This window comes from Acinetobacter sp. ANC 3929, from assembly GCF_000369405.1.
GTDB lineage: Bacteria > Pseudomonadota > Gammaproteobacteria > Pseudomonadales > Moraxellaceae > Acinetobacter.
In genome coordinates, this window is record NZ_KB849999.1 from 494,190 (window position 1) to 515,289 (window position 21,100).

Below are 21,100 nucleotides of genomic sequence, written 5' to 3' on the forward strand. Positions count from 1 at the left end.
ATTCTAAAAAGGAATCCATAAAATGCTAGAAGTACTAAAAAATACCACATATCGGCATTTGTTCTTGGCCCAAGTGATTGCACTCATTGGAACAGGGTTAATCACGATCGCCCTAGCTTTACAGGCATACGATATTGCCAAGGGAGAAGCTGCTCAAGTTCTTGGTATTGCTTTGGCAATTAAGATGATTGCTTATATCGGTGTAGCACCTATAGCATCAGCATTTGCAGAGCGCTTACCAAGAAAACAGGTATTGGTTGGATTAGATATTATCCGAGCATTAACAGCTTTGTGCCTACCATTTGTGACACAAATCTGGCAAATCTATATTCTCATTTTTATTCTGCAATCTGCATCTGCTGCATTTACGCCAACATTTCAGGCAATGATTCCAGATGTTCTGCCTGAAGAAAAAGACTATACCAATGCTTTGTCATTGTCTCGACTAGCCTATGATTTAGAAAACATTATCAGCCCAATGTTGGCAGGTTTCTTACTCACTGTCATGAGCTACCATAATCTGTTTTTAGGAACAGTATTAGGTTTTATCGGTTCTGCTTTGTTTGTGGTAAGTGCAAAATTACCAGTCGCCAAAGTGCCTGAGTTTAGAGGTGTTTATAGCCGTATAAAGCAGGGAGCTAAAATTTATTTTAATACGCCGAGACTTAAGGCGTTGCTTGCTTTAAATTTAGCTATTGCTTCGGCGAGTGCTGTTGTGATTGTAAATACTGTTGTATTGGTTCAATCGACATTTAAACTTACCGAAAATGCAACGACATGGGCATTTGGTCTTTTTGGACTTGGGTCAATGTTATCTGCTTTTGTTTTACCAAAGATATTGGATAAATTTCCTGATAGATCAGTCATGTTGACGGGAACAACAATTCTTGTCATTGGACTATTCAGTGGTTCTTTGATTGCATCTTATAATGGTTTGTTAGCACTTTGGTTTGTCCTTGGTATTGGATATTCAGTTTCACAAACACCTACAGGTCGCTTGATTCGTAAGTCTGCATCAAGTGAGAATAGAACATCATTGTTTGCCGCCCAATTTGCTTTCTCTCATGCTTGTTGGCTGATCACTTATCCATTGGTTGGATGGTTGAGTACGAATATAGGCACATTACAGACTTTTATTCCGATGGCTGTTATTGCGATTATTGCTCTCATTCTTGCATTATGCTTATGGACAACTAAAGATGAAGATTTTCTAGCACATAGCCATGATGATTTACCCGCAGACCACGAACATGTGATTCAGCATCAAATTAATGGTGTACATGTGCATGAGTATGTGATTGATGACCATCATCAAAAATGGCCTAAATAATTCTTTTCGACTAATGGCTTAGAAGTAAATCGTTTGTTTGTTGTACAATTTCAAACTTGTTTTATCGTTCAATAAAAAGGGAAACAATATGAAAAAACTAATCTTGGTATGTTTAATGGGGCTTGCGGTAACAAATGCTTTTGCTCATTCAGGTGGTACTGATTCTTCAGGATGCCACACGAATAGTAAAACAGGGGATCGTCACTGCCACTAATGGTATAAAAAAAGGAAGCTAAGCTTCCTTTTTTATTAAAAATTATAAGTTTACGCACCAATGTACAAAATCAAACCACAGAATGCCGAAGCTAAAATGACATACATGACTTTGACTTCAAAATGGAACAAGGCGATGAATGCTGCAATCGCAATAACCATTGCTTCATAGTTGAATGGATGATCGAATCCATTTGGCCATAAAACGTGGTAACTGAAGAAAAGTGCAAGATTTAAAATTACACCAACAACAGCGGCAGTGATTGCCGTCAAAGGTGCAGTAAATTTTAATTCATTGTGGGTTGATTCAATCACTGGAGCACCAGCTAGAATAAAAATGAAAGAAAACAGGAAAGTAAACCAAGTCACAATCACAGCACCCAACGCACCTGCCAAGAACAGATGATCATTGCCTAACAGAGCATGATTAAAGCCACCTAAGAATCCTACAAACGCAACAACCATGATCAGAGGACCTGGGGTGCTTTCTCCAAGGGCTAAACCATCGATCATTTGTGTTGGACTCAACCAACCATAAAAATTAACAGCACCTTGATAAACATAAGGTAATACTGCATAAGCACCACCAAATGTGAGCAAAGCAGCTTTTGTAAAGAACCAAGCCATTTGAGTATAAGCATGATCCCAACCAAGCGTTAAAACCAAACTGAAAATTGGGGCAAGCCATAGGATTGCTCCAATCAAAAGTATCTTAGCTAAATGTTTCCAACTAAATATGGCATGTTCTGGGGTAGGTGTATCATCATCAATTAATGCGGGACCATAATCTTTTTTACCTTGCTGATGTGAACCTCCGCCTGTAAAAACGCTTGGATATTTTTTACTTGCTAAATATCCAATGATCGCAGCCGTTAGAACGATTAAGGGGAATGGCAAGTTAAAGAAAAATATAGAGATGAATGCAAGCGCAGCGATTGCCCATAAAAACTTATTTTTCAACGATCGGCTACCAATCCGATATGTCGCATGAAAAACGATAGCAACAACAGCTGGTTTAATCCCATAAAAAAGACCTGCAATAATAGGAACATCACCAAATTTTACATAGACCCATGACAGACCAATCAGGATAAATAGAGAGGGTAATACAAAAAGGATTCCTGCAACTAATCCACCAACGGTTCTATGCATCAACCAACCGATATAGGTTGCTAATTGTTGTGCTTCAGGCCCAGGCAGTAACATGCAGTAGTTGAGAGCATGTAAAAAACGCTTTTCAGAAATCCAACGTTTTTGTTCAACGAGTTCTTGGTGCATAACAGCGATTTGCCCCGCTGGTCCACCAAAACTAATAAACCCCAATTTAAGCCAAAATAAGAAAGCTTGCCAAAAATGAACTGGCTGTGCTGGTTCTTCATGTACAGCGGCTTGTTCTTGTTCCATGATTATTCTCTTTATAGGTTGGCATATAAGCCATCGAAAATGTGATTTGATAAGGCAAATAGGTGGTCATCGTCACTTATCTGGCTTCTAATTCCTTGAATAACCTTTTCAATACCGATTGCTTCGGGAGGCTCAATTCCACCGACATCTAAGTAATGAACAATTTCAGCAATTTTCTTTAATGCAGGTGTTTCTAAATTAAAACTATGTAAAAGAACTTCGAAGGTCACCCAATGATTGACATGACTGAAAGTTGCACCATCAAAATCGAATCCTAATGCTGCTTCTGGGCAGTCACTTGGCATTTCTAACCAAATGAATGTTGGTGAGGTATCAATAAATGTCTTTATTAGCCATGCAGAGGCTAGACGATCAATCCAAGGTCTTTTACGTGTTGCCCAAATTCTGTTTTGATAACTAGCTTTATCTAGAAGTTGAATATGAGCTTGTATCGCTTGAGGCTCATTCACTTCACCAAGACGTGCAATTGAAAGTTCTAATGAAGATAGCTCATTTAAAACCTGTGCTTGAGTCTCATCGGGGTAGAAGTCAATTTCTACAAGCGCATCGATACTTTTTCTCAGTTTACGAACTTGCTTGAGTAGCTCTTTCTTTTCATCTTTAGTCTGTCGATCTCTTAACTCAGAAAGTTGTTTATAGAGAGTGTCGTATTCTTCTTTTCGATTGAAGAAAGGAGCAAGTTCAAGATTTAAGGGTTGCTCAGCATGAAACACATAAGCAGTTCCTTGTTCTGAAATAACATCATTAGCAATAGGGTCAAACTTTTCACTATGCGAAATAGGGAGTAAGTAGACCCCATCTCTTAGAATTGCTGCGCCACTTGCTTTGAGAGATCGCCAGACTCTCATACGAGTGGTTGTGTTCTGCGTAGGCAATGAGGATATGAGTAAGGATATTTTCATGTAATATACTCAACTTATTTGTTTAATATATTACATATAAAAAATTAAAGGGCAAATACAAAGAAGTGATTTCTTATATCAGAAGAAATATTAAAGTGCGGAAATGACTAAAGAGCAGTTGTTTTTTAAGTTTATGATTTTATATAAATTATTTGGTTATATATTGTTTCAGCACACTTCAATATTTGTGAGTTTAGTACTACTTATCAAAAAAATTGTTTAAATTGCAGGGTGTGCAAAAGTTGACTGAGAATTAGGTTCTTTGTAAATCTCAGTCAAAATTTTAACTCTTAGAAGGTGCTTATCGATTTAAGATGACATCAGCTAATTGATGGGCAATTTCCTCAATACTATTTACAGAAGTATTTAAGGCGACTTTATCAGCTAAATTCGGACTATAATCTAAAACATCATTTTTAGTAATTCTGTGCCAAATCGGTAGAATCATTTTGTGACCATTCATTTCACGGGCTACTAAGCCATCAAGTTCATAGTTGGTCCAGTCTTTTTTTATAAAGTCAGTTGAAAGAACAACGGTACCGTATTTAGAGTTTCGGAGACCACTATCAATTTTACGACGCAAACTATCCCCAACTTTTAACGTGAATTCGTCGTACCAAACTTTTACTCCAAGTTGCTGTAATGTCTCTGCAAGTGGTCTGACAAAATCTTCTTTATCTTCTGAAGCGTGTGAAATAAACAAATCATATTCTGGTTCAATCTCAGGTATTGTATTGTTGTAAGATGGTATTGAAACATCAGTAATGTATTGGGTAGAAGCCTTAATAGCATCAATTTCACGTTTCAGTTTCTTTTGATGTTCAATTTCGTCTTTCTGATGTTTTTTAGTCAGAGCCTCTAATTTTTTTCTTTCCAGTATTTCTTCTTTTATAAGGTTCTGTTTTTCTTTCAGTAGCTTATTGTCAATATCAGTTTTCTTCTTTTGCAAGTCTGAAAGTTTTGATTGTATTCGAGCGTTTTCTTGTTCTTTCCGACTAATTTCTGTTAACTTTGTTTTTAATGTAGAAGGGCTAGTTGTCTTCCCGATAGAATTTTGAATTTGTAAAATTTTAGAAATTATATCAGCTCCCTTTTTCTGTTCTAAGCTCATTCGATGGGTAATATCTGCTAACTCCTTATTTAATCTTGTTATGGTACTGCTTATAGTTTGTATTGACATGTTGGCTCAATGATAAATATTAAAGAATAAGATTATTATTTGGTTGGGTTAAATACAAGGTCTATGTATTACGTCATTGTGTAAGCGTAGAGCAATACTCTGCCCAATCAGCCATTAAACCTTTACGCTTTCCTAGATAATTTCCACGTAGATAAGAAGCTTCAACTTTATCTGGCAATTTATGTGCTAACACATGTTCACATACTGCACGATCGTAATTAGTTTTATCTGCCGACCAGTCACGGAATGTGGAACGAAAACCATGCGTAGTAATCACCCGATTTTGTTTAGGATCAATATAGCCTAAGCCATTTTCTTTAAGCTTTTGTTCATGCATTCGTTTGATCAATGTGGTTAATGACATATCAGAAAGCATTTCTCCAGAACGTGGAGCTGGAAAAATGAAATCTTGTGGTTGGCTATATTCTTGAATTGATTCAAGCAACGTAATGGCTTCTTCAGACAAAGGTACACGATGCTCTTTATCGGCTTTCATCCGTTCTTTAGGAATAATCCAGACCTTATTCTTAAAATCAATTTCCTGCCATTTCGCCCCAAAAATCTCACCAGAACGACAGGCGGTTAAAATTGCAAATCCCAAAGCTTTAGGTGAAATTCCTTTTTTCTGTCTTAGATGATGGATGAACTCAGCAACTTGTTCATAAGGCAGGGATGGGTGAGGGCGTGATTCCTGCTTTAAGTTACCCAAGATTGGTTCAAGATTACCTTTCCATTCAGCAGGGTTGTCACCCTCAAAATATCCCATAGCCTTGGCATAATCAAAAATGGTTTCTATACGACCACGGATACGTTTGGCTGTTTCGTTTTTCTCAACCCAAATAGGTCTTAAAACTTCAGCAATTTCGGCTTTAGTAATGTTACCAATAGTAAGATTGCCCAAAGTTGGGTAAATATAAGTTTCTAGTGTCGATGACCATTGTCCAATATGTTTTTCATTTTTGAGTTCACGGGTTTTATTGCCAATAACAACTTTTGCACATTCCATGAATGTTTTGTTCCGTAGTTGCTGAACATGAAGCTTTGCAAGCTGTTCCTGTTGATGGACAATTGGATCAATACCACTTCGTATTTGTAATTTTAATTCAGTGGCTTTGGCACGAGCTTCAGCTAAAGAAACTTCAGGGTATGGACCAATACCAATATCACGGCGATGAGGTTTTAATTTTCCATTTTTATCCAGACGTTTTCCCACAACGGCACGTAAAATCCAGACACGGGAATCTCCCTCGATATTTAAACAAAGACCATCAACACCGCCTACGTGGTATCGACCAGTCTCTTTAATTCTTGCTACACTGAGTGCAGAAAGCTCTTTGGATTTCTTTGGCATGCCTTTGATTTACCCCTCAACCTACCCCTCATAAAATACTGGAAATGGTAGGATTAGACAAGATGGATTAGGATGATATAATTATTAAGTATTTGAATAATATATTTTTATAGCATTTATTTGGATTGCTTAGGACTATTGTTAGACGGACACCGCTTCCGCCAAATATCTAAATAAGCCCTTGTTTTTACAAGGGCTTATTTTTATCTATGCTTTTGCCCCACAACCTACCTCACATCAAATATTGGATTGTAATCACATCTAATGGGTCTGTTTAGGGCATACTTGGAACATCATTAAAATAGATATTAGAATACTAAACTGATTGTTCATAGGTTGAGTAGGGTTGTTTTAGCTGATTAAGTCTGAAATTTTAATCAAATGATGGCAATAAAAAACAACATAAGTTTCTCTATACTGTTTTTATTTAATCAATTGGAGTTGTAGCTCATACTGTTCTATCACGGCCAACCTCTAAAATTGGAGTGTCTTGGCCTAAATCACTAATCAGGAATAACTAGTTGTTCTTCAGTTTCATTTTTTCATGGAAAAAATGCCAATGATGTTCAATTGAGATAGCTGGATTACGAAGATTCTGAATCACAAATCACTCAAGGATATTAAGTTCTTCTAACTGTCTGATGAGATTAATTGGATTTTCATATGAAATCATCTGTTATGAATTGAAAGAGTGATATCAAAATAAATTCGCCGTTTATCCAGTGATCGGTATAAAGGGGGCTAATGATGTGCAAAGTTGGCTATAAAATATGATTTTTCAATGGCTTAGAAAATACTTATCACCCTTGATGGGGACGTGGATTTACACAAGTCTAGATGTACAGTCTGCTAACCCTTTCGATAGAGGTTGCCAAACAACTCAAACCGTATAAGAAAAGACAATGTCTGGAAATTCAATCCAAATATGGTTTCTTTAAAGATACTGGCGATGGTGCTTAAATTCACAGTATCCGTCCACGTAAGAAAACAGTCCCAACTATTTCAAGGAAATATATAAGCCATAAAAAACCACGAGCATCAGCTCGTGGTTTTTTATACATGGAACTCCGTTTTCAAGATTTTATTTAGAGGTATCCATCATTGATTTTAATATATCTATATCGCAGATAATTTAAAATAGATTTTTTCCTATTTAGAATTAAAAGTCTTGAAAAATATACAATATTTCTTTCTGTCCATCTATAGTGCAATCAGTTTTTACTCGAATAGTAATAGGTTTTTTTGATATGGCTGCTGATAATAGTAAAGCATAATAAGATTTGGCTAAAGGATTAGTAGTTGTGAAAAAATAATACTCATTGTATCCATTAGTATTTTTGGCACATGTGTCTGTTCCTTGTAGGCGAAAATAGTAATTATTACCTGAAAGATAAATTCGTTGGATTACCCCAGTTGAGTTTTGTAGATTATTTTGTGCTGCAAAAGTACTGGAAATTGGTAGTAAAAGTAATAATATGAATTTAAATACATTTTTTTTAATTTTAGCCATATTTGTGTCCTTTTTACTGATTGTATAACCAAATTGATTTTTATGTATTATTGGAAATATAAAATACTCTGTTTTTTTTTGAAAGAAAAGTATAAATTATTCGTATAGATTTTCTTTCTGCTCTTAAGAATTTAGTTGTTGATAGAAAATAAAAAATAAAATTTACTGTAATTAAAAATTTAAGGATAGAATGATGAAATATACCTTGTTTATTTTAATTTTTACTTTTTTTATCCAGCTAGCTCATGCTCAGGAAGTCACTAATTTAAAAATAGTAAAAATTCGTGTTATTGGGAGTTATCCTTCACCCAATTTAGAAAATACATTAGAGTTATGGTTTTCTGCGCCTATACCTTGGGTTTCTGGCTCAAAATGTATTGATACTAGACGAGTATATGTAGATGCAAAACAAAAACATATAGTAGCAGCTGCCTATCTTGCAGTGGCTTCAAAAAAATTAGTAAATATATATGCTGCTTCAAACTTACCAATTCGAAATGGGGTTTGTGAAATTGCATATTTAGATATTATTTCTCCATAAAAAGAAGTAAAAGGTGATCAAATGTTAAAAAAATAATGTGCTTTATTATATTAGTCTCTTTTTTGGGACAAGCTTATGCAAGTACAGCTCGAGGTAAGGTGAGTAAAGTAATTGTACGAGATTCGGATGGATTAGTTTACGTGACAGTTGAGGGAGAGCGAACTGCTAAACCAACTTGTGCTACAGGGAGCTATTTAATTATAAAAAATGAAAACTCGGCATCTGGAAAGCGGCAACTTACTTTACTTTTAATGGCCCAAGCAACAAGTAAGGTGGTGAATATCACTGGCTATGGTACCTGTATACGTTGGCCAGATGGTGAAGATATTAATAGAGTTATTATTGAGAAGTAGTCTTATTTTATTGGAAATAATTAAGTTAGCTAGTTTATCTCTAGTTAGTAAAATTTAGATAGATTTAATTAATAAGAGTTAATATGAAAAAAATAATTTATTTGTCAATATTATGTTGCATTCAAACTTCAGCAATAGCTGGGGTTATTGATTGGTCTGTTGCAATGACTTCTTTCCCCTCTGATCAAAGTGTTGGTGATACAGGGCATGAGAAAACATCTGGTGGTTATGTTGATCTCATGAGCGGTAACCTTGTATTTGATGTACCAGAAGTAACTTTAAAAGGTGATCGTGGTCTCAGTTTTACGCTATCGCGCTCATATGGAAAGGTAAATAATGGCTTCCGTGCAATGGGAAACTGGGAACTGGAGTCTCCAAGATTAGTGATGAGTACAGGCCCTTCAACTGTATTGCAAGGTGATCAGAATGGTTCAGGTATCTGTGAAGCAAATGGCGATGCAACATCTAATTCAACAGGCCGACCGTATTTTTCAGCAGCACTGCTTGATACCCCATTTAAAAGTAAAATAGTGAAGTCATATGTAAACCAGTCAAATGTATTTTTAGCAAATAAAACATTAAACTCGATCATTAATTTATTACAATATTTTGCTGTTGGAGATCCTAATGCTCAATACAACCAACAGCAATCACAGGCAGCACTTAATAACTTACAATTACAAATTTTTCAGGCCTTCGCAAATAATGTAACCTCAATAACGTATACGTATACTGAGGCAGAAACTAGAAGAAAACAATTTGAAGATTCAATTAGTGGACTTTTAAGAAATAATCAGAGCATTAAAGTGAATGGTACTTTGCTTACAATAGGAAATATTAGTTCTGTTTTAGATAACTTATCAGTTAATTCAAATTTAAAAGTGGAAACTACATTCCCAATAGCAGGTATTGTACAGCAGCAAGTAGTTGGCTATCTTTATTTTGTTAATATTAAAAGAATGAAGCAACCAGGCTTCTCAACTTCTATGAGTAGTACCAGCTCTTTAACAACATCAAGCGATGTTGACTCTAGAAAGAGGGTTATTAGTTTGTATTTACCAGGTCAGAAGAATATTGTTTTTTACCCAACCAATGGGAAAGCACAAGGATATCCTAGCTCGGCAAAATATATCTCTCAAGATAATTGGTTTATCAGTTGTGCAGAGTCTGGGAAAGATTTTGTCGTACGTTCAAGCTCAGGTGTAACTTACTACTTTCCGAGTGTAAATAGAGAAAATCAAACTGGCTTTACTTCATTTTTCTCAAGTCAATATATACCAGGTAAAGTGACAATTTATGCTTCGAAAATTGAGAATCAATATAAGGAAGGTTATTTATTAAATTATTTTAATAAACAATCAGGTATGTTGCTTTATAGTGGTTTTAATAAGTCAAACAAATTGTTTTTGAAGTCAGTGCAACATACTCTTGATAATAAAATAGTAAATGAAAACTTACCAGAATTGGTGCTCGATTATGTTAAAAAGTTAGATAGCACAGAAAATATCAATGAAAGTCAATTTGATACAATGAAAGGTGATATTTTCCTTAAAAAAATAAAAAGGTTAATTAAAGGTAGTTATAAAGAATGGGTATCTTATGTCTATTCAGTGGGAGCAAAAGCTGATGCTAATTATAAACTTGATAATCCGATTTTAATCAATGATACAATTGGGAGTTTTCAGGATCAAAACGCTGCAAAATTCTACTTGGATACAGCAGGTTATATAAATGGTGATGCAATTACATATAACTATGGTGGCCCGTATAGGATTGTTGGAAATGCGAGTCCTACTGAAATAGGTGGTTTTACCGCGCAAGAGTTTTTATGGTTTTATAGTGATCTAAAAGGGATTAGATATTCTAAGACCTCAAAAAATGGCTTAGTTAATATTAAATCAGTCGATTGGGTATATGAGCTTATCAATAATTCTAGACCTGGCTTTGTTGAACAAAAGTCATTCAAAGTCAAAAGCTCTGCATATTCGAGTTCAGATGTTAACCCATATCAAATAAATTATAGTTATAGTCGAGATGATTCGGCACACCAGCAGACGACAATTGTTACAACTAAAGATACTTTAACGGGACTCACTAAAGCTTATACCTATGTGATGAATGCTTTTGCTGGGGGTGGGGCTGAAAGTTACTTACATGGCTTACTTAAAAAACTTAAAATTGGTGATCGGGAGGAAACTTACTCTTGGACAACATCGTCAATTATTGGACAAAAAACAAAAACTATAGAAGATAACTACACAGATTATGAAGATGTAAGATTAGTACGTTTAGCTCAAAAGATTATTAACCATTTTGGCGAATATAAAACTACTTATAGTAATTTTGATCAATATGGTAATGCTCAAACAATTTCATCAACTGGTATGAATGGCACAAGTCCTGTTCAGATGCCGAATACTTCCATCGCATATTTCAACTCTGATTTCGCGAATAGTAATGTAAGCACTGGAAGTCTACCTTGGATCATTGGCTTACCTAAGCAAAGAAATACTGGAAGTTTTAATTTACAAACAACTGATTATGATGCTCAAGGCTCAATTCGTAGTGATACACAAGCGGGCCGTATTATTAAATATAAGTATGAAACTCTGTCGTTTACAACTTGTCTTGGTAATCTTGCTAATTTTCAATGGTCAAACTTTGTTAGCTGTATGTCTAGTTATGTATTCGGCGATCAACACATTGGTTTACCGATTGAAGTTGATGTTGGGAATGGTAAACAGATTACTCAATTTGCAGCATACCAGAAAGGTATCCCAACTCGAATTAAACTTGCTAGTGGTGGTACAGAAGTCAATGTTGTTGATGATTTCGGAAATATTACTCAACATACGGATGCTGATAACATTATTTCAAAAAATCAATATGATGATGCTGGACGATTGAAAGTTGAAACGCCTATTGTTGGATTATCCGAAACTACCGTTAATTATGATGGGTTAATAATTACAAAGTCCATTGGTGGAACTACTCCATTTAGTAAAATAGAAAAATATAATGGGGATGGCTTATTAATAAGAGGTGAGGATCAAGCATCTGGTAAAACGATTGTTAATACAAATAGATATGATGCCTATGGTAATTTAACTTTTAAATCTAATTCGAGCTTAGGTAGTACGAATGCAGGAGTATCAAGCAACTATGATATTTTTGATCGTCCACTGACAGTGAACGATAATGGTAGCGTTATCTCTTATTGCTATCAATCTTGTGGGGATCGAAAGGGAGCGATTGCTAAGACAACAGATGAAACGGGTGTTACTGAATCTAATTTTTTAGCAGTAGGAGATTTTAGTGCTGACCTGAAATCTTATGTTGCACGTAAAGGTATAGATGGTTCTGTTTTTCAAACAACAACGGAATTTGAATTAGCGCTCTTAAAGCCGAAAGTTGCTGTTTCTGGGAACTCTAAGCAAAGCTATACCTATAATACAAATACAACTTTAGCGACTGAAAAAGACAATGGGATCAATGGGCAAAAAGTCTTTAAGTATGATGATACAGGTCGTATTATAACGATTACACATCCTGATGCTTCGACTGAAAATATTACTTATGCACCATTAAATGACTTGATCGGTTCTCGTACTTGGCGAGGCGTAACCACTAATTACATTTATTCAGGAGCAGGGCGATTAAAGTCAACAACAAATAGTAATACTTCTCAAGTACTTGATCGCGATAGCTATGGACGTGTAAAAACATCTACACAAACAGTAAAGGGGAATAATACAGATAAATCTTATATAGTAACTTATGGTTACAATGCACTAAATCAATTAACATCAATAGCTTACCCAAATGGAAAGTCGATAAATTTATCTAATCAAAATGCTTTTGGGGAAGTTATTAGTATTCCTAATGTCATACAGTCACTTGGATATAATGCACTGCATCAATTAACGACTGTCCAGGCTAATCCTGACATTAGTTGGGGATATTCATATAGTGAAAATGGGTTACCAAGTAATGTATCTGCAAAAAGTTTAGATAAGTGTATTCTAAATATTAATTATGGCTATGATGCTTTAAATCGTATTAAAAAAATTACTGATAATTGTGGTGCTGTATATAACGCGACAATTAGTCGATATGGTACAGGTTTAATGAGCTCTGTTGATCTAGATCAAGCTCGCTATCAATATAGCTATAATAATGATGACATTATTTCAGTAAATATCACATCTAAAGGATCTTCTGTTAGTCCTGCAGTTTATACCTATAACTATGCAGCCACTACTTCCCGTTTAACCAGTGTCACGGGTTCAAAATATAACTTTACTTATGATGCAATGGGTAACGTAATAAATGATGGTATTCGTAGTCTAACTTATGATGCTAATAGCCGTATGTCCAGTAATGGAAGTGAAAACTATATTTATAACTCTGATGGATTAAGAGTTAGAGCAATAAGAGCTGATGGCATAACAGATTATGTATATGATCTTGATGGCAATTTGGTCTACGACATTAACCATCAAACAAGTTATAGCAAAGCTTATGTGTACATCGCTGGTAAATTAGTTGCGACTCTTGAACGTTATCCAGACACAAATAAAGGATTTGATTTTGTTAATGACTTTGAGGCTGCAGAGTTAGGAGTTACTAATTTATTAGATAGTTATAAGGATAGTGATGGAGATGGTTTACCTGATTATTTAGAACGTTTTATTGGTTCAGATCCAAATAATCCTGATACCGATGGCGATGGACACAAAGATGGGTATGAATATAAGTTGCTAGGTGTTAAGGGTGTATTGAATTCAAATATAAAGCCAAATGAGCCAGATCCAAATGAAAACATTGCAGCGTGGTTGCCTCCAATACTTGATTTGATTTTGGAAGATAGCGAAGGGGAAGTATATGAAGAATAATAAAAATTCTCTAGATAAGACATGGTTGTACCTTATACAACTGATTGTTTTGTGTGTGGCGATATTATTCAGCCCCTTTAGCTCTGCTAAAGATAGGATTCAATACCACGTTCAGAACTTTGATGGTTCAACTTTAAAAGTTATTAATGAACAAGGAATCGTTACTCAGTCCTATCAATATGCACCATTTGGACAACAATTACAGTTAAAGAAACCAAGCAATCTCAAGAATCCAAATGCATTTTTAGGTGGCGTGCAAGATGCAGGGGATTTAGTTTATTTAAAGCAACGACACTATAACCCAGTATTAGGTCGATTCTATCAGCCCGACCCTGTAACTTTCTTAAGTAAAGGTCATGGGCAGACTAATCGTTACCAATATGGGTGGAATGATACTTATCATTTTACGGATGCTAATGGCGAAGCTGCTGTTGTTAGAAATGGAGTTTGGGTTGATGATGGAACAAACTTTTATTCAGCATCTGGGGGATATCTCACTGATCGATTAGGCTCAACATTTTTAAGTGATTTTTCAACTTTAGCTCCAGCACCTTCACTTTTGAAATTTTCACTCTTTTATGAAAAATTATTAGCAAGAAGTGGATTTAGAGCATCATCTTTTGTATCACACCCAACACTAGTTTATAGAACTATGTACCCAAATGAATTCGCTTTTTTACAGCAACATGGCAGATTACCAGCGGGGTCTTCTGAGAAGATGATTTCACCAACGTTAGAATACGTCGAAAAATATAGGGGAGTCACTGTTGAATTTTTAATAAATCCAAAATTTTATGATAATTATTTAAATATTGCAGCAAGAGATAGTTCTAAAAAGGTCTTAGATATTCCCCAATATGCAAATTTACCACATGCTAAAGGTGGATGGTGGATGGATAATGCACTTAATATAAAGTCCGAAAAAGGCATCATAAGTATTGGACTTGGTCGTGGACCAGGACTGGATTTATTTAACAGTAATATAATTCGGTTTCGTGAGGTTTCTAGGAGGTAGGGGATGATTAACTACAAAATAATTGAGGCTTGTTATTTGGGGTATATTAAAATCTCTAACTTACAGAAAGAATTAGGGTTTGATCATATAGATATATATGATTTTGCAAAAGAGTTAATAAGGATAGCTGAATACCATAAAAATAGTGATGCAATACATATAGCTTTTTTGATTTTTGATGATTATGAGTTAAAGGAAGACGATTTTAATTTGTTAAATATTTTTTTTCATGATTGGCATGATGCTCATGAAGATATAGTTTTTACAGTAAGCAAGATAATTAATTGTAAATTAATTGATTTTTTTTACAGTGCTATTTTTTTTATTCCAAATTACCTAAAAGATGATGATTGTAGAGCACTTGCAAGAAAATCATTTTTTGGTTTAGGTAATAACATGAAGTGTGTAAAAGCAGTTGAGTATTTGAGAAAATTTGAACTAGGAGAAGATGAATTGTTGTCTGGATTTGCAAAAGAGCAGTTTAGTATTAATAGGTTTTGAATTATAAATTATTAATATCTATGTAAATGTTAGGAAGATATATTTCTTCATGAGGAAGTAAAATTTTTGCTTCCTCAATTTTGTTGCTTGAGATAAGATTTCTTATTTCTTGCGTGTACTGAGTTATATCGGTAATATCAGTTATCCAACTATTAACATAGTTTTCAACAGCTACATCACTTAGCCCAATTTGTATAGTTCTATATTTCAATGGATTTAAATGAATATCTCGCTCAGGATCCCATTGTACTCTAACTGGAGTTTCCTGTTTTAATTTTTGCCACTCCTCATTTGATAAATTTAAAGGTTTATGACTGGAACAACTATGATTAAGAGCCCAATCAAATCCTTCTTTAGTTATATCTATGGCGAGAATACGTTGTTGTTTTCCTTCTTTCATTCCCCAACCTGATCGATACATCATCCACAAAAAGGATGGTTTAATCCAAGTCATTCTTGTCATCTTAAAGAATGGATTATTTCTAAAGCTAGCAGTTTTAATTACATGATTTGCTAACTCATGAGAGTAAGCTTGATAAATGCGAATAGTAGATTCAGTCTGGACAGCTCTGATAGTTTTTTCATCGTACTTATTCATTACAAATGAATACCTGTTAACTTATTGTTAGTTATGATAGTTTATTTAATTAAATTTTAAAATAAAAAATTAAGTAAGGGGATCTTAGCAGCAGCAATTACTCTGGGGGCTGTTGGATTGTTGAATTATGCAGGAAAAGGGAAAATTCCAACTAAAGGAATCCCATTTCCATTTCCAGTTCATTAAGAGATTTACTATGAATTGTTTAAAGTCTGAAATTCAAAAAAACTTTTCTGTTTATATTCAAAGAATACAAAGTGATCTTTCAACTTTTATCGACTCAATTGATATTGATGATGAATTTAATTTTACATATTTAGACCTCTTCTTGTTATTAAAAATCCCGCGAGAGAAATTTTATAAATTTATATCAAATGAAAGCCATTATTTTTGGTATTCAGAAGAAATATGTAAAAAACCAACTAAAGGTGCTTTAAGTAATTTGGGTTTAAGTGAAAATGAACTAACTGAGCTAAAGAATAAGAGTGAAACTGAGTTTGTTGGTAATTTTGAAAGATGGTTATTAAATATAAATGAAGAATATCGTTGTTTTTTAGATAAATTTGATTTTAATCTGATGTCTGGCGATTTTGAAATGAAAGATATAAAGGGGAAGGGTAATAAGGCTATTGTTCTAGCTTATGAAAATAAAATTTTCAATGTGTCAGGGTGGAGGAATTTTGTAATTAATGCTTTTCTTGATGAACTTATAGGGTTTGAAGTTGCTTATAATCACAAGAATGTTTTTTTCTTTAAAAAGAATAAGAATTATACTTTTAAAATAGTATTGGATCCTTATGATATATTAGATGTTAATGAACTTTTGAAGAGCTATGGTATTTTTTATTTTGGATTGAGTTTTTTTGTAGAGGATAATGATGAGGGGAGTGTTTTTTATCCACCAGAAATATCATCTATCTTGTCAGAATTTTTAATTAAAAGTTATAGTGTTGACTTTAAAAATGCAACTTATGAGAATTCTAAAATAAGGATATATGCAAACATAAAATCTTATTGTAAGTTGTTGAAAGTTTTATTGCCTAGTTTAGAAAGCTTTATTTCAGAAAAATAGCTTCTTTTTTATAGTTAGATGGCTATTAAAAATTATGGAGCCAGACCAAACAATTAAGAAGAAAAATAGGCATCCCACCTAGTGTCGATGCCTCTGAGTCAACAGTCAAAGCCTTGCAACAGTTTTACCTGAAACAACTTCCATTATCGGTGAAAGACCTTACTCAAAATGAACAAGCCAACTACCTATTTAACCAATTGTTTGAGGAGCGACATAAGATTGAACAACACCAATATTATTTTGATGGGCTGAAACATCAACTACCAATGATGATGAAAGAGACAGAGCGAGCAGTGTTTACAGGTAGGTCTGCGACGTGGAAGAAATCACAAAATTTAATTGGCTTAGATATTAAATTACTTCTTAAACAACATTCTGAATATTTACAGCAATTTCCTCAAACCAAAATTGATTGGCTTGTCAATTTTGCTCAAACTTCAGCTCATTATGATTGGCGGTATAAATAATAGAAAACTTGATAAGTAAGGTTTATATCTTTTGTGTTATATCTCCTCTAGCCTTGAACCGCAATTAACGTGGTACAAGGCCAAAGGGTAAACAATCAAGAAGTTATTTGTGGGACAAGTACTTGAACATATCTTGATAAAAGGTCAGTAGGATTGTATTTGATATCGTAGTCTTTTTTAGCTGCAATTCATGGATTGAGGTCATTTGTGCATGATATAAATTGCCTAGTCGGTCATTAACCTTTTCATTTTTCAAGATAAGCTCCACGTAAGTAAGCAGCTTCAACTTCATCTTGTAATTTATGTGCAAGCATATGCTCACAGACTTCTCTCGGCTATTCTGATTTGTCGGTTGACCAGTCACGGAAAGTAGACCGGAATCCATGCGTTGTAACTACCCGATCTTGTTTGGGATCAATATACCCAATACCATTTTACTCAAATTTTTGTGCATGTATACGTTTGATCAATATCGTTAACTGTTAATAACAGTTTAAAAGTGAACCACTAAATTAGGCTCTATTCTCTAGTCGATATGAGTCATTATCAATCTCAATAATGTCATAGTTTTGCACCATCAGTTTTGATACCATCAATTGTGTGGTGAATGCGCTCGGTTTAAAACTGATGGTGCGGCAGGGTGATTTTGGGTGTGAGCTGCTTCTTCAGAGAGTGATGTTGTTCATAAGCCTTCAACGAGAGGTTCAGCCTCTAAAAAATTCAAAAAAGCTTAAAACAGTGTCAAAATGAGTTGTAGTCTAACTATTATCAAAAGCTGCTCCTTAAAATTTAAGATCAACATATTTTTAAATGAGCTGTATAAAACAATCAAAAAGGGGGTAGGTCTAAAGTTTCAATAGATAAATTTTTCTTGAAAAATAACAGTGGTCTATAGTTTTTTTTACCGTTCGGTATGTTTTGTGAAAAATTCACGCTTTTGTTAATTTATGTGTTCAATTTTGTATTTTTGTAGTATTATTTTGTGAAAATTGTCAATAAACTCGTACAATTTGTCAATAAGAAATCTATCTTTACATTTTTTGTGGGTTCTGAAACATGATAAGCCGATTCAAGAAAAGTGCTGTCCAAAAAACTTCATTTATCACTTTGTTTGGCTTATGTCTTATATTTCATAGTTCTATTGTATTTGCTCAACCTAAAGCAGGAAGTAGCATCACTAATATCGCAAGTGGTGACTTTTATGATGAGCAAGGTAATCTGCAAGTTATTAATTCAAATGCAGTTATTTTAACTGTTCAACCGATCTATTCTTTAACTTTACAAAGTAATCAACAGAATATCGGCACTATTGGTAGTAAAGTTAATTTTCCGCATGTTTTAACAAATACAGGTAACATCGTAGACGATTATAAATTAAGCCTTATTCAGTTAAGCAATGATCAGTTTAATTTAGATAATGTTGCTGTTTACATTGATCGGGACCAGAATGGGGAACCTGATGATAATAACAATTTGCTTAATTCAAGCACCAGTTTTCGTTTGGAAGCAGGAGAGTTTGCTTCCTTGGTGGTAGTTGGCAGTATCCCAACTAACGTAAGCGCAAATAACGTTGCTAATTTTACTTTAACTGCAACAAGTCAACACGACAATACGATCGTTATGACGGTAAATGACACTGCGAAAGTGGTTGATGATGCCGTCATTCAAGTCACAAAATCACAAAATATCAGCACTGGTAAGACTGGCACAGAAATTACCTATACCTTGAGCTATTCAAACACAGGTACTGCCGCAGCAAGATTGGTATTACGAGATATTTTGACCACAGATGTCACTTATAAATCTGGGAGCGGTAGTTGGGGGAATGGTTCTGGATCTTTGACAGATGCGGATGATACAGAGACAGGCGCAAATGCATCAATAAAATATAAAGCGAGTAATGGACAGGTTGATGTAGAACTTGCAAGCGTGGCTGCTTTGAGTAAGGGCACAGTAAGTTTTAAAGTAACCGTGAATCCAAATGCGGCTGAAAAAATTCCTAATACGGCAGATTACCAGCAATACAATACATCAAATGCTATTTTGAAAAATACTTTAACGAATACTGTGATTTTTAATGTTCAACAAACCTTAGGTGTTGTACTTAACTATAGTTCTAGTAGCGCAAGTGATGATGGCGAACCAAATGGCGGGCTAAATAATTTACAAATCCAAAATAATACCTTTGGGGGCGTAGCAAAAGAAATCCAATTTGATAACTATGTTTGGAATACAGGGCAAGCGACAGATACTTATAATTTAAGTTTTGTTAAAAGTAGTGTGCCAAGCTGTGCTGTCGTTCGTTTATATCATGCGGATGGTCGTACTTTACTTACAGATACAAATGGCGATGGCATAATCGACACTGGCGGATTGGCTTATGGCGCCTCAAAAAGAATTAAACTAGGGGTTTATTTCCCATCTAATTGTACTTCAACAAGTACAATGGATTTCGATATTACAGCAACTTCAACTACCGATACGAGTGTCAAAAATAGTACACGTGATAGATTGGTTAATACGGTTGCTGTTGGAGAGAGTGATTTATATAACAGCAATAATTCTGGTGTGGGTGTTGGAAATGTCACAGCTTCTGGTGGACAGGCGTTACTAGTAAAAAATGCTGTTAAAGGGGGGACTACTGTTTTCCCACTTGTTATTCAAAACAACAGTGCTGTCTCAAATAATTATAATCTGTACGCTTCAAGTACAACGATTGACATCAATAGTATCAATACGACTTTACCAACAGATTGGGGGGTAAAGTTTTATAATGGTGATGCAACTTGTCAAAATTTACAGGGTGAGATTACAAGTACTGGAAACTTAGCTGCTGGAACGACTAAACAATATTGTGCTGTTGTAACAGTTCCAGCGAATACGACTTTGACAAGCTTGCCAATTTGGTTTGCGATGAAATCACCTATGAATGCTCAGGGTGACAGCATCAAAGATCAGGTTGATGTAGCAGTACGTAAATTAACTTTGGCCAATGACCAACAAGGTCGAGTTAATGTTGGTGGTACGGTTGTTTACCTACATACCTTGAAAAACATAGGTACATTTGTTGAGGGTGATACGGCTGGAAGAGTTAGTCTTAGTGTAGTTCCCCAAAATATCAATGATGGATTTATCTATACCCTTTATTACGATGCAAATAATAATGGTGTATTAGACCCTACAGATCCTATTGCTACAGATCCTATTGCTACAGATTTATCTGTCACAGGCGGTTTAAATCCACAAAGTTCTATTCAATTGCTTTTAAAAGCTCAAGCACCACTAACGGCAACAAATGGTGTTTCTAGTGCTGCAAATATTGTGGTGTCGGCAACAAATATAATCCAAGGTTTGAACCTAGCAACCATCCAGAATACAGATTTAACAACAGTTGATCCAACGCAGCTTCGTTTAACCAAAGAACAGGTTAAAGATGAAGCGTGTGTACTGATTAATGTGACTACAGCAATATATGCCAGTAATCCATTGACGATTAAGCCAAATCAATGTGTTACTTATCGATTAACCATTAAGAATGATGGTTCAACACCGGCAGCAAATGTTGTGATTAATGATGTTGTGCCAGCTTATAGTATTTTACGAAATGCCTTGCCACCTTCAATTAGTAAAGGCTCTGTAACCGTGAGTGGGGATCAAATATCAGGAAATATTGGGGCACTTGCACCACAGGAGCAGGCTGCATTGTATTTTTCTATTCGGGTTACACCTTAAGTTAGGCGGATGATA

General features: G+C 34.8%; 16 protein-coding genes and 2 pseudogenes. 11 read left to right on the forward strand and 7 right to left on the reverse strand.

Annotated features, from left to right (window positions below; translation table 11 throughout):
* Positions 1-22 precede the first annotated feature (22 nt).
* A complete protein-coding gene (locus tag F909_RS10500; RefSeq protein ID WP_005058254.1) occupies positions 23-1,330 on the forward strand; it encodes an MFS transporter in 1,308 nt (435 codons plus the stop codon).
* 88 nt (positions 1,331-1,418) lie between these two features.
* On the forward strand, positions 1,419-1,544 hold the full coding sequence (locus F909_RS21145; RefSeq protein ID WP_000733641.1) for a YHYH domain-containing protein: 126 nt from the start codon (positions 1,419-1,421) through the stop codon (positions 1,542-1,544).
* A 50-nt stretch (positions 1,545-1,594) separates the two neighbouring features.
* On the opposite strand, the gene chrA is transcribed toward F909_RS21145, so the two are convergent.
* The 4 genes from chrA to F909_RS10480 form a co-directional block, all read right to left on the reverse strand.
* Positions 1,595-2,947 (reverse strand): chromate efflux transporter, encoded by a 1,353-nt coding sequence (chrA, locus tag F909_RS10495; protein ID WP_005058256.1) that lies wholly within the window; start codon positions 2,945-2,947, stop codon positions 1,595-1,597.
* A gap of 11 nt (positions 2,948-2,958) precedes the next feature.
* Positions 2,959-3,870: a chromate resistance protein ChrB domain-containing protein gene (locus F909_RS10490; RefSeq protein ID WP_005150545.1), complete on the reverse strand. Its 912-nt coding sequence runs from the start codon at positions 3,868-3,870 to the stop codon at positions 2,959-2,961.
* A 301-nt stretch (positions 3,871-4,171) separates the two neighbouring features.
* Positions 4,172-5,050, reverse strand: a complete 879-nt coding sequence (locus F909_RS10485) for a toll/interleukin-1 receptor domain-containing protein (RefSeq protein WP_005058259.1) — start codon at positions 5,048-5,050, stop codon at positions 4,172-4,174.
* A gap of 73 nt (positions 5,051-5,123) precedes the next feature.
* Complete coding sequence (locus F909_RS10480; protein WP_005058260.1) at positions 5,124-6,401, reverse strand: tyrosine-type recombinase/integrase; 1,278 nt, start codon at positions 6,399-6,401, stop codon at positions 5,124-5,126.
* An 837-nt stretch (positions 6,402-7,238) separates the two neighbouring features.
* Between F909_RS10480 and F909_RS21655 the strand changes: the two genes are divergently transcribed.
* A complete protein-coding gene (locus F909_RS21655) occupies positions 7,239-7,361 on the forward strand; it encodes a hypothetical protein (RefSeq protein WP_265596701.1) in 123 nt (40 codons plus the stop codon).
* Positions 7,362-7,560: 199 nt separating this feature from the next.
* Here the strand turns inward: F909_RS21655 and F909_RS10475 are convergent, their stop codons facing one another.
* Positions 7,561-7,911 (reverse strand): hypothetical protein, encoded by a 351-nt coding sequence (locus tag F909_RS10475; RefSeq protein ID WP_005150546.1) that lies wholly within the window; start codon positions 7,909-7,911, stop codon positions 7,561-7,563.
* Between the two features lie 193 nt (positions 7,912-8,104).
* Between F909_RS10475 and F909_RS10470 the strand changes: the two genes are divergently transcribed.
* From F909_RS10470 to F909_RS10450, 5 genes are all read left to right on the forward strand, one after another.
* Positions 8,105-8,452 carry a hypothetical protein gene (locus tag F909_RS10470; RefSeq protein WP_005150547.1) on the forward strand — a complete coding sequence of 116 codons (348 nt, stop codon included), beginning with the start codon at positions 8,105-8,107 and terminating at the stop codon, positions 8,450-8,452.
* Between the two features lie 35 nt (positions 8,453-8,487).
* Positions 8,488-8,805, forward strand: a complete 318-nt coding sequence (locus tag F909_RS10465) for a hypothetical protein (RefSeq protein ID WP_005150548.1) — start codon at positions 8,488-8,490, stop codon at positions 8,803-8,805.
* 83 nt (positions 8,806-8,888) lie between these two features.
* Positions 8,889-13,700 (forward strand): RHS repeat protein, encoded by a 4,812-nt coding sequence (locus F909_RS10460; protein ID WP_005150549.1) that lies wholly within the window; start codon positions 8,889-8,891, stop codon positions 13,698-13,700.
* Positions 13,690-14,715: an RHS repeat domain-containing protein gene (locus F909_RS10455; protein ID WP_005150550.1), complete on the forward strand. Its 1,026-nt coding sequence runs from the start codon at positions 13,690-13,692 to the stop codon at positions 14,713-14,715. The genes F909_RS10460 and F909_RS10455 overlap by 11 nt, the downstream gene beginning before the upstream one ends.
* 3 nt (positions 14,716-14,718) lie before the next feature.
* Positions 14,719-15,216 (forward strand): hypothetical protein, encoded by a 498-nt coding sequence (locus tag F909_RS10450; protein ID WP_005150555.1) that lies wholly within the window; start codon positions 14,719-14,721, stop codon positions 15,214-15,216.
* Between the two features lies 1 nt (position 15,217).
* On the opposite strand, the gene F909_RS10445 is transcribed toward F909_RS10450, so the two are convergent.
* A complete protein-coding gene (locus F909_RS10445; RefSeq protein ID WP_005150556.1) occupies positions 15,218-15,814 on the reverse strand; it encodes a DUF4291 domain-containing protein in 597 nt (198 codons plus the stop codon).
* A gap of 196 nt (positions 15,815-16,010) precedes the next feature.
* On the opposite strand from F909_RS10445, the gene F909_RS10440 reads away from it, so the two are divergent.
* The gene (locus tag F909_RS10440; protein WP_005150557.1) at positions 16,011-16,886 is read left to right on the forward strand and encodes a hypothetical protein; all 876 of its coding nucleotides are present in this window, start codon (positions 16,011-16,013) and stop codon (positions 16,884-16,886) included.
* Between the two features lie 68 nt (positions 16,887-16,954).
* A pseudogene (locus F909_RS10435) lies at positions 16,955-17,353 on the forward strand (hypothetical protein); the annotation flags it as partial.
* 225 nt (positions 17,354-17,578) lie between these two features.
* Here F909_RS10435 and F909_RS21540 read toward each other — a convergent pair.
* Positions 17,579-17,832: pseudogene (locus tag F909_RS21540) on the reverse strand (integrase); the annotation flags it as partial.
* Positions 17,833-18,409: 577 nt separating this feature from the next.
* Here F909_RS21540 and F909_RS10430 point away from each other — a divergent pair.
* Positions 18,410-21,085: a DUF11 domain-containing protein gene (locus F909_RS10430; protein ID WP_005150561.1), complete on the forward strand. Its 2,676-nt coding sequence runs from the start codon at positions 18,410-18,412 to the stop codon at positions 21,083-21,085.
* Positions 21,086-21,100: the final 15 nt, after the last annotated feature.

What these genes read in the sequence shown, in the direction of transcription:
- F909_RS10500 (WP_005058254.1), top strand. Translation starts at nt 23, where the DNA reads ATGCTAGAAGTACTAAAAAATACCACATATCGGCATTTGTTCTTGGCC.
- F909_RS21145 (WP_000733641.1), top strand. Translation starts at nt 1,419, where the DNA reads ATGAAAAAACTAATCTTGGTATGTTTAATGGGGCTTGCGGTAACAAAT.
- chrA (WP_005058256.1), bottom strand. Translation starts at nt 2,947, where the DNA reads ATGGAACAAGAACAAGCCGCTGTACATGAAGAACCAGCACAGCCAGTT.
- F909_RS10490 (WP_005150545.1), bottom strand. Translation starts at nt 3,870, where the DNA reads ATGAAAATATCCTTACTCATATCCTCATTGCCTACGCAGAACACAACC.
- F909_RS10485 (WP_005058259.1), bottom strand. Translation starts at nt 5,050, where the DNA reads ATGTCAATACAAACTATAAGCAGTACCATAACAAGATTAAATAAGGAG.
- F909_RS10480 (WP_005058260.1), bottom strand. Translation starts at nt 6,401, where the DNA reads ATGCCAAAGAAATCCAAAGAGCTTTCTGCACTCAGTGTAGCAAGAATT.
- F909_RS21655 (WP_265596701.1), top strand. Translation starts at nt 7,239, where the DNA reads ATGTACAGTCTGCTAACCCTTTCGATAGAGGTTGCCAAACAACTCAAA.
- F909_RS10475 (WP_005150546.1), bottom strand. Translation starts at nt 7,911, where the DNA reads ATGGCTAAAATTAAAAAAAATGTATTTAAATTCATATTATTACTTTTA.
- F909_RS10470 (WP_005150547.1), top strand. Translation starts at nt 8,105, where the DNA reads ATGAAATATACCTTGTTTATTTTAATTTTTACTTTTTTTATCCAGCTA.
- F909_RS10465 (WP_005150548.1), top strand. Translation starts at nt 8,488, where the DNA reads ATGTGCTTTATTATATTAGTCTCTTTTTTGGGACAAGCTTATGCAAGT.
- F909_RS10460 (WP_005150549.1), top strand. Translation starts at nt 8,889, where the DNA reads ATGAAAAAAATAATTTATTTGTCAATATTATGTTGCATTCAAACTTCA.
- F909_RS10455 (WP_005150550.1), top strand. Translation starts at nt 13,690, where the DNA reads ATGAAGAATAATAAAAATTCTCTAGATAAGACATGGTTGTACCTTATA.
- F909_RS10450 (WP_005150555.1), top strand. Translation starts at nt 14,719, where the DNA reads ATGATTAACTACAAAATAATTGAGGCTTGTTATTTGGGGTATATTAAA.
- F909_RS10445 (WP_005150556.1), bottom strand. Translation starts at nt 15,814, where the DNA reads ATGAATAAGTACGATGAAAAAACTATCAGAGCTGTCCAGACTGAATCT.
- F909_RS10440 (WP_005150557.1), top strand. Translation starts at nt 16,011, where the DNA reads ATGAATTGTTTAAAGTCTGAAATTCAAAAAAACTTTTCTGTTTATATT.
- F909_RS10430 (WP_005150561.1), top strand. Translation starts at nt 18,410, where the DNA reads ATGATAAGCCGATTCAAGAAAAGTGCTGTCCAAAAAACTTCATTTATC.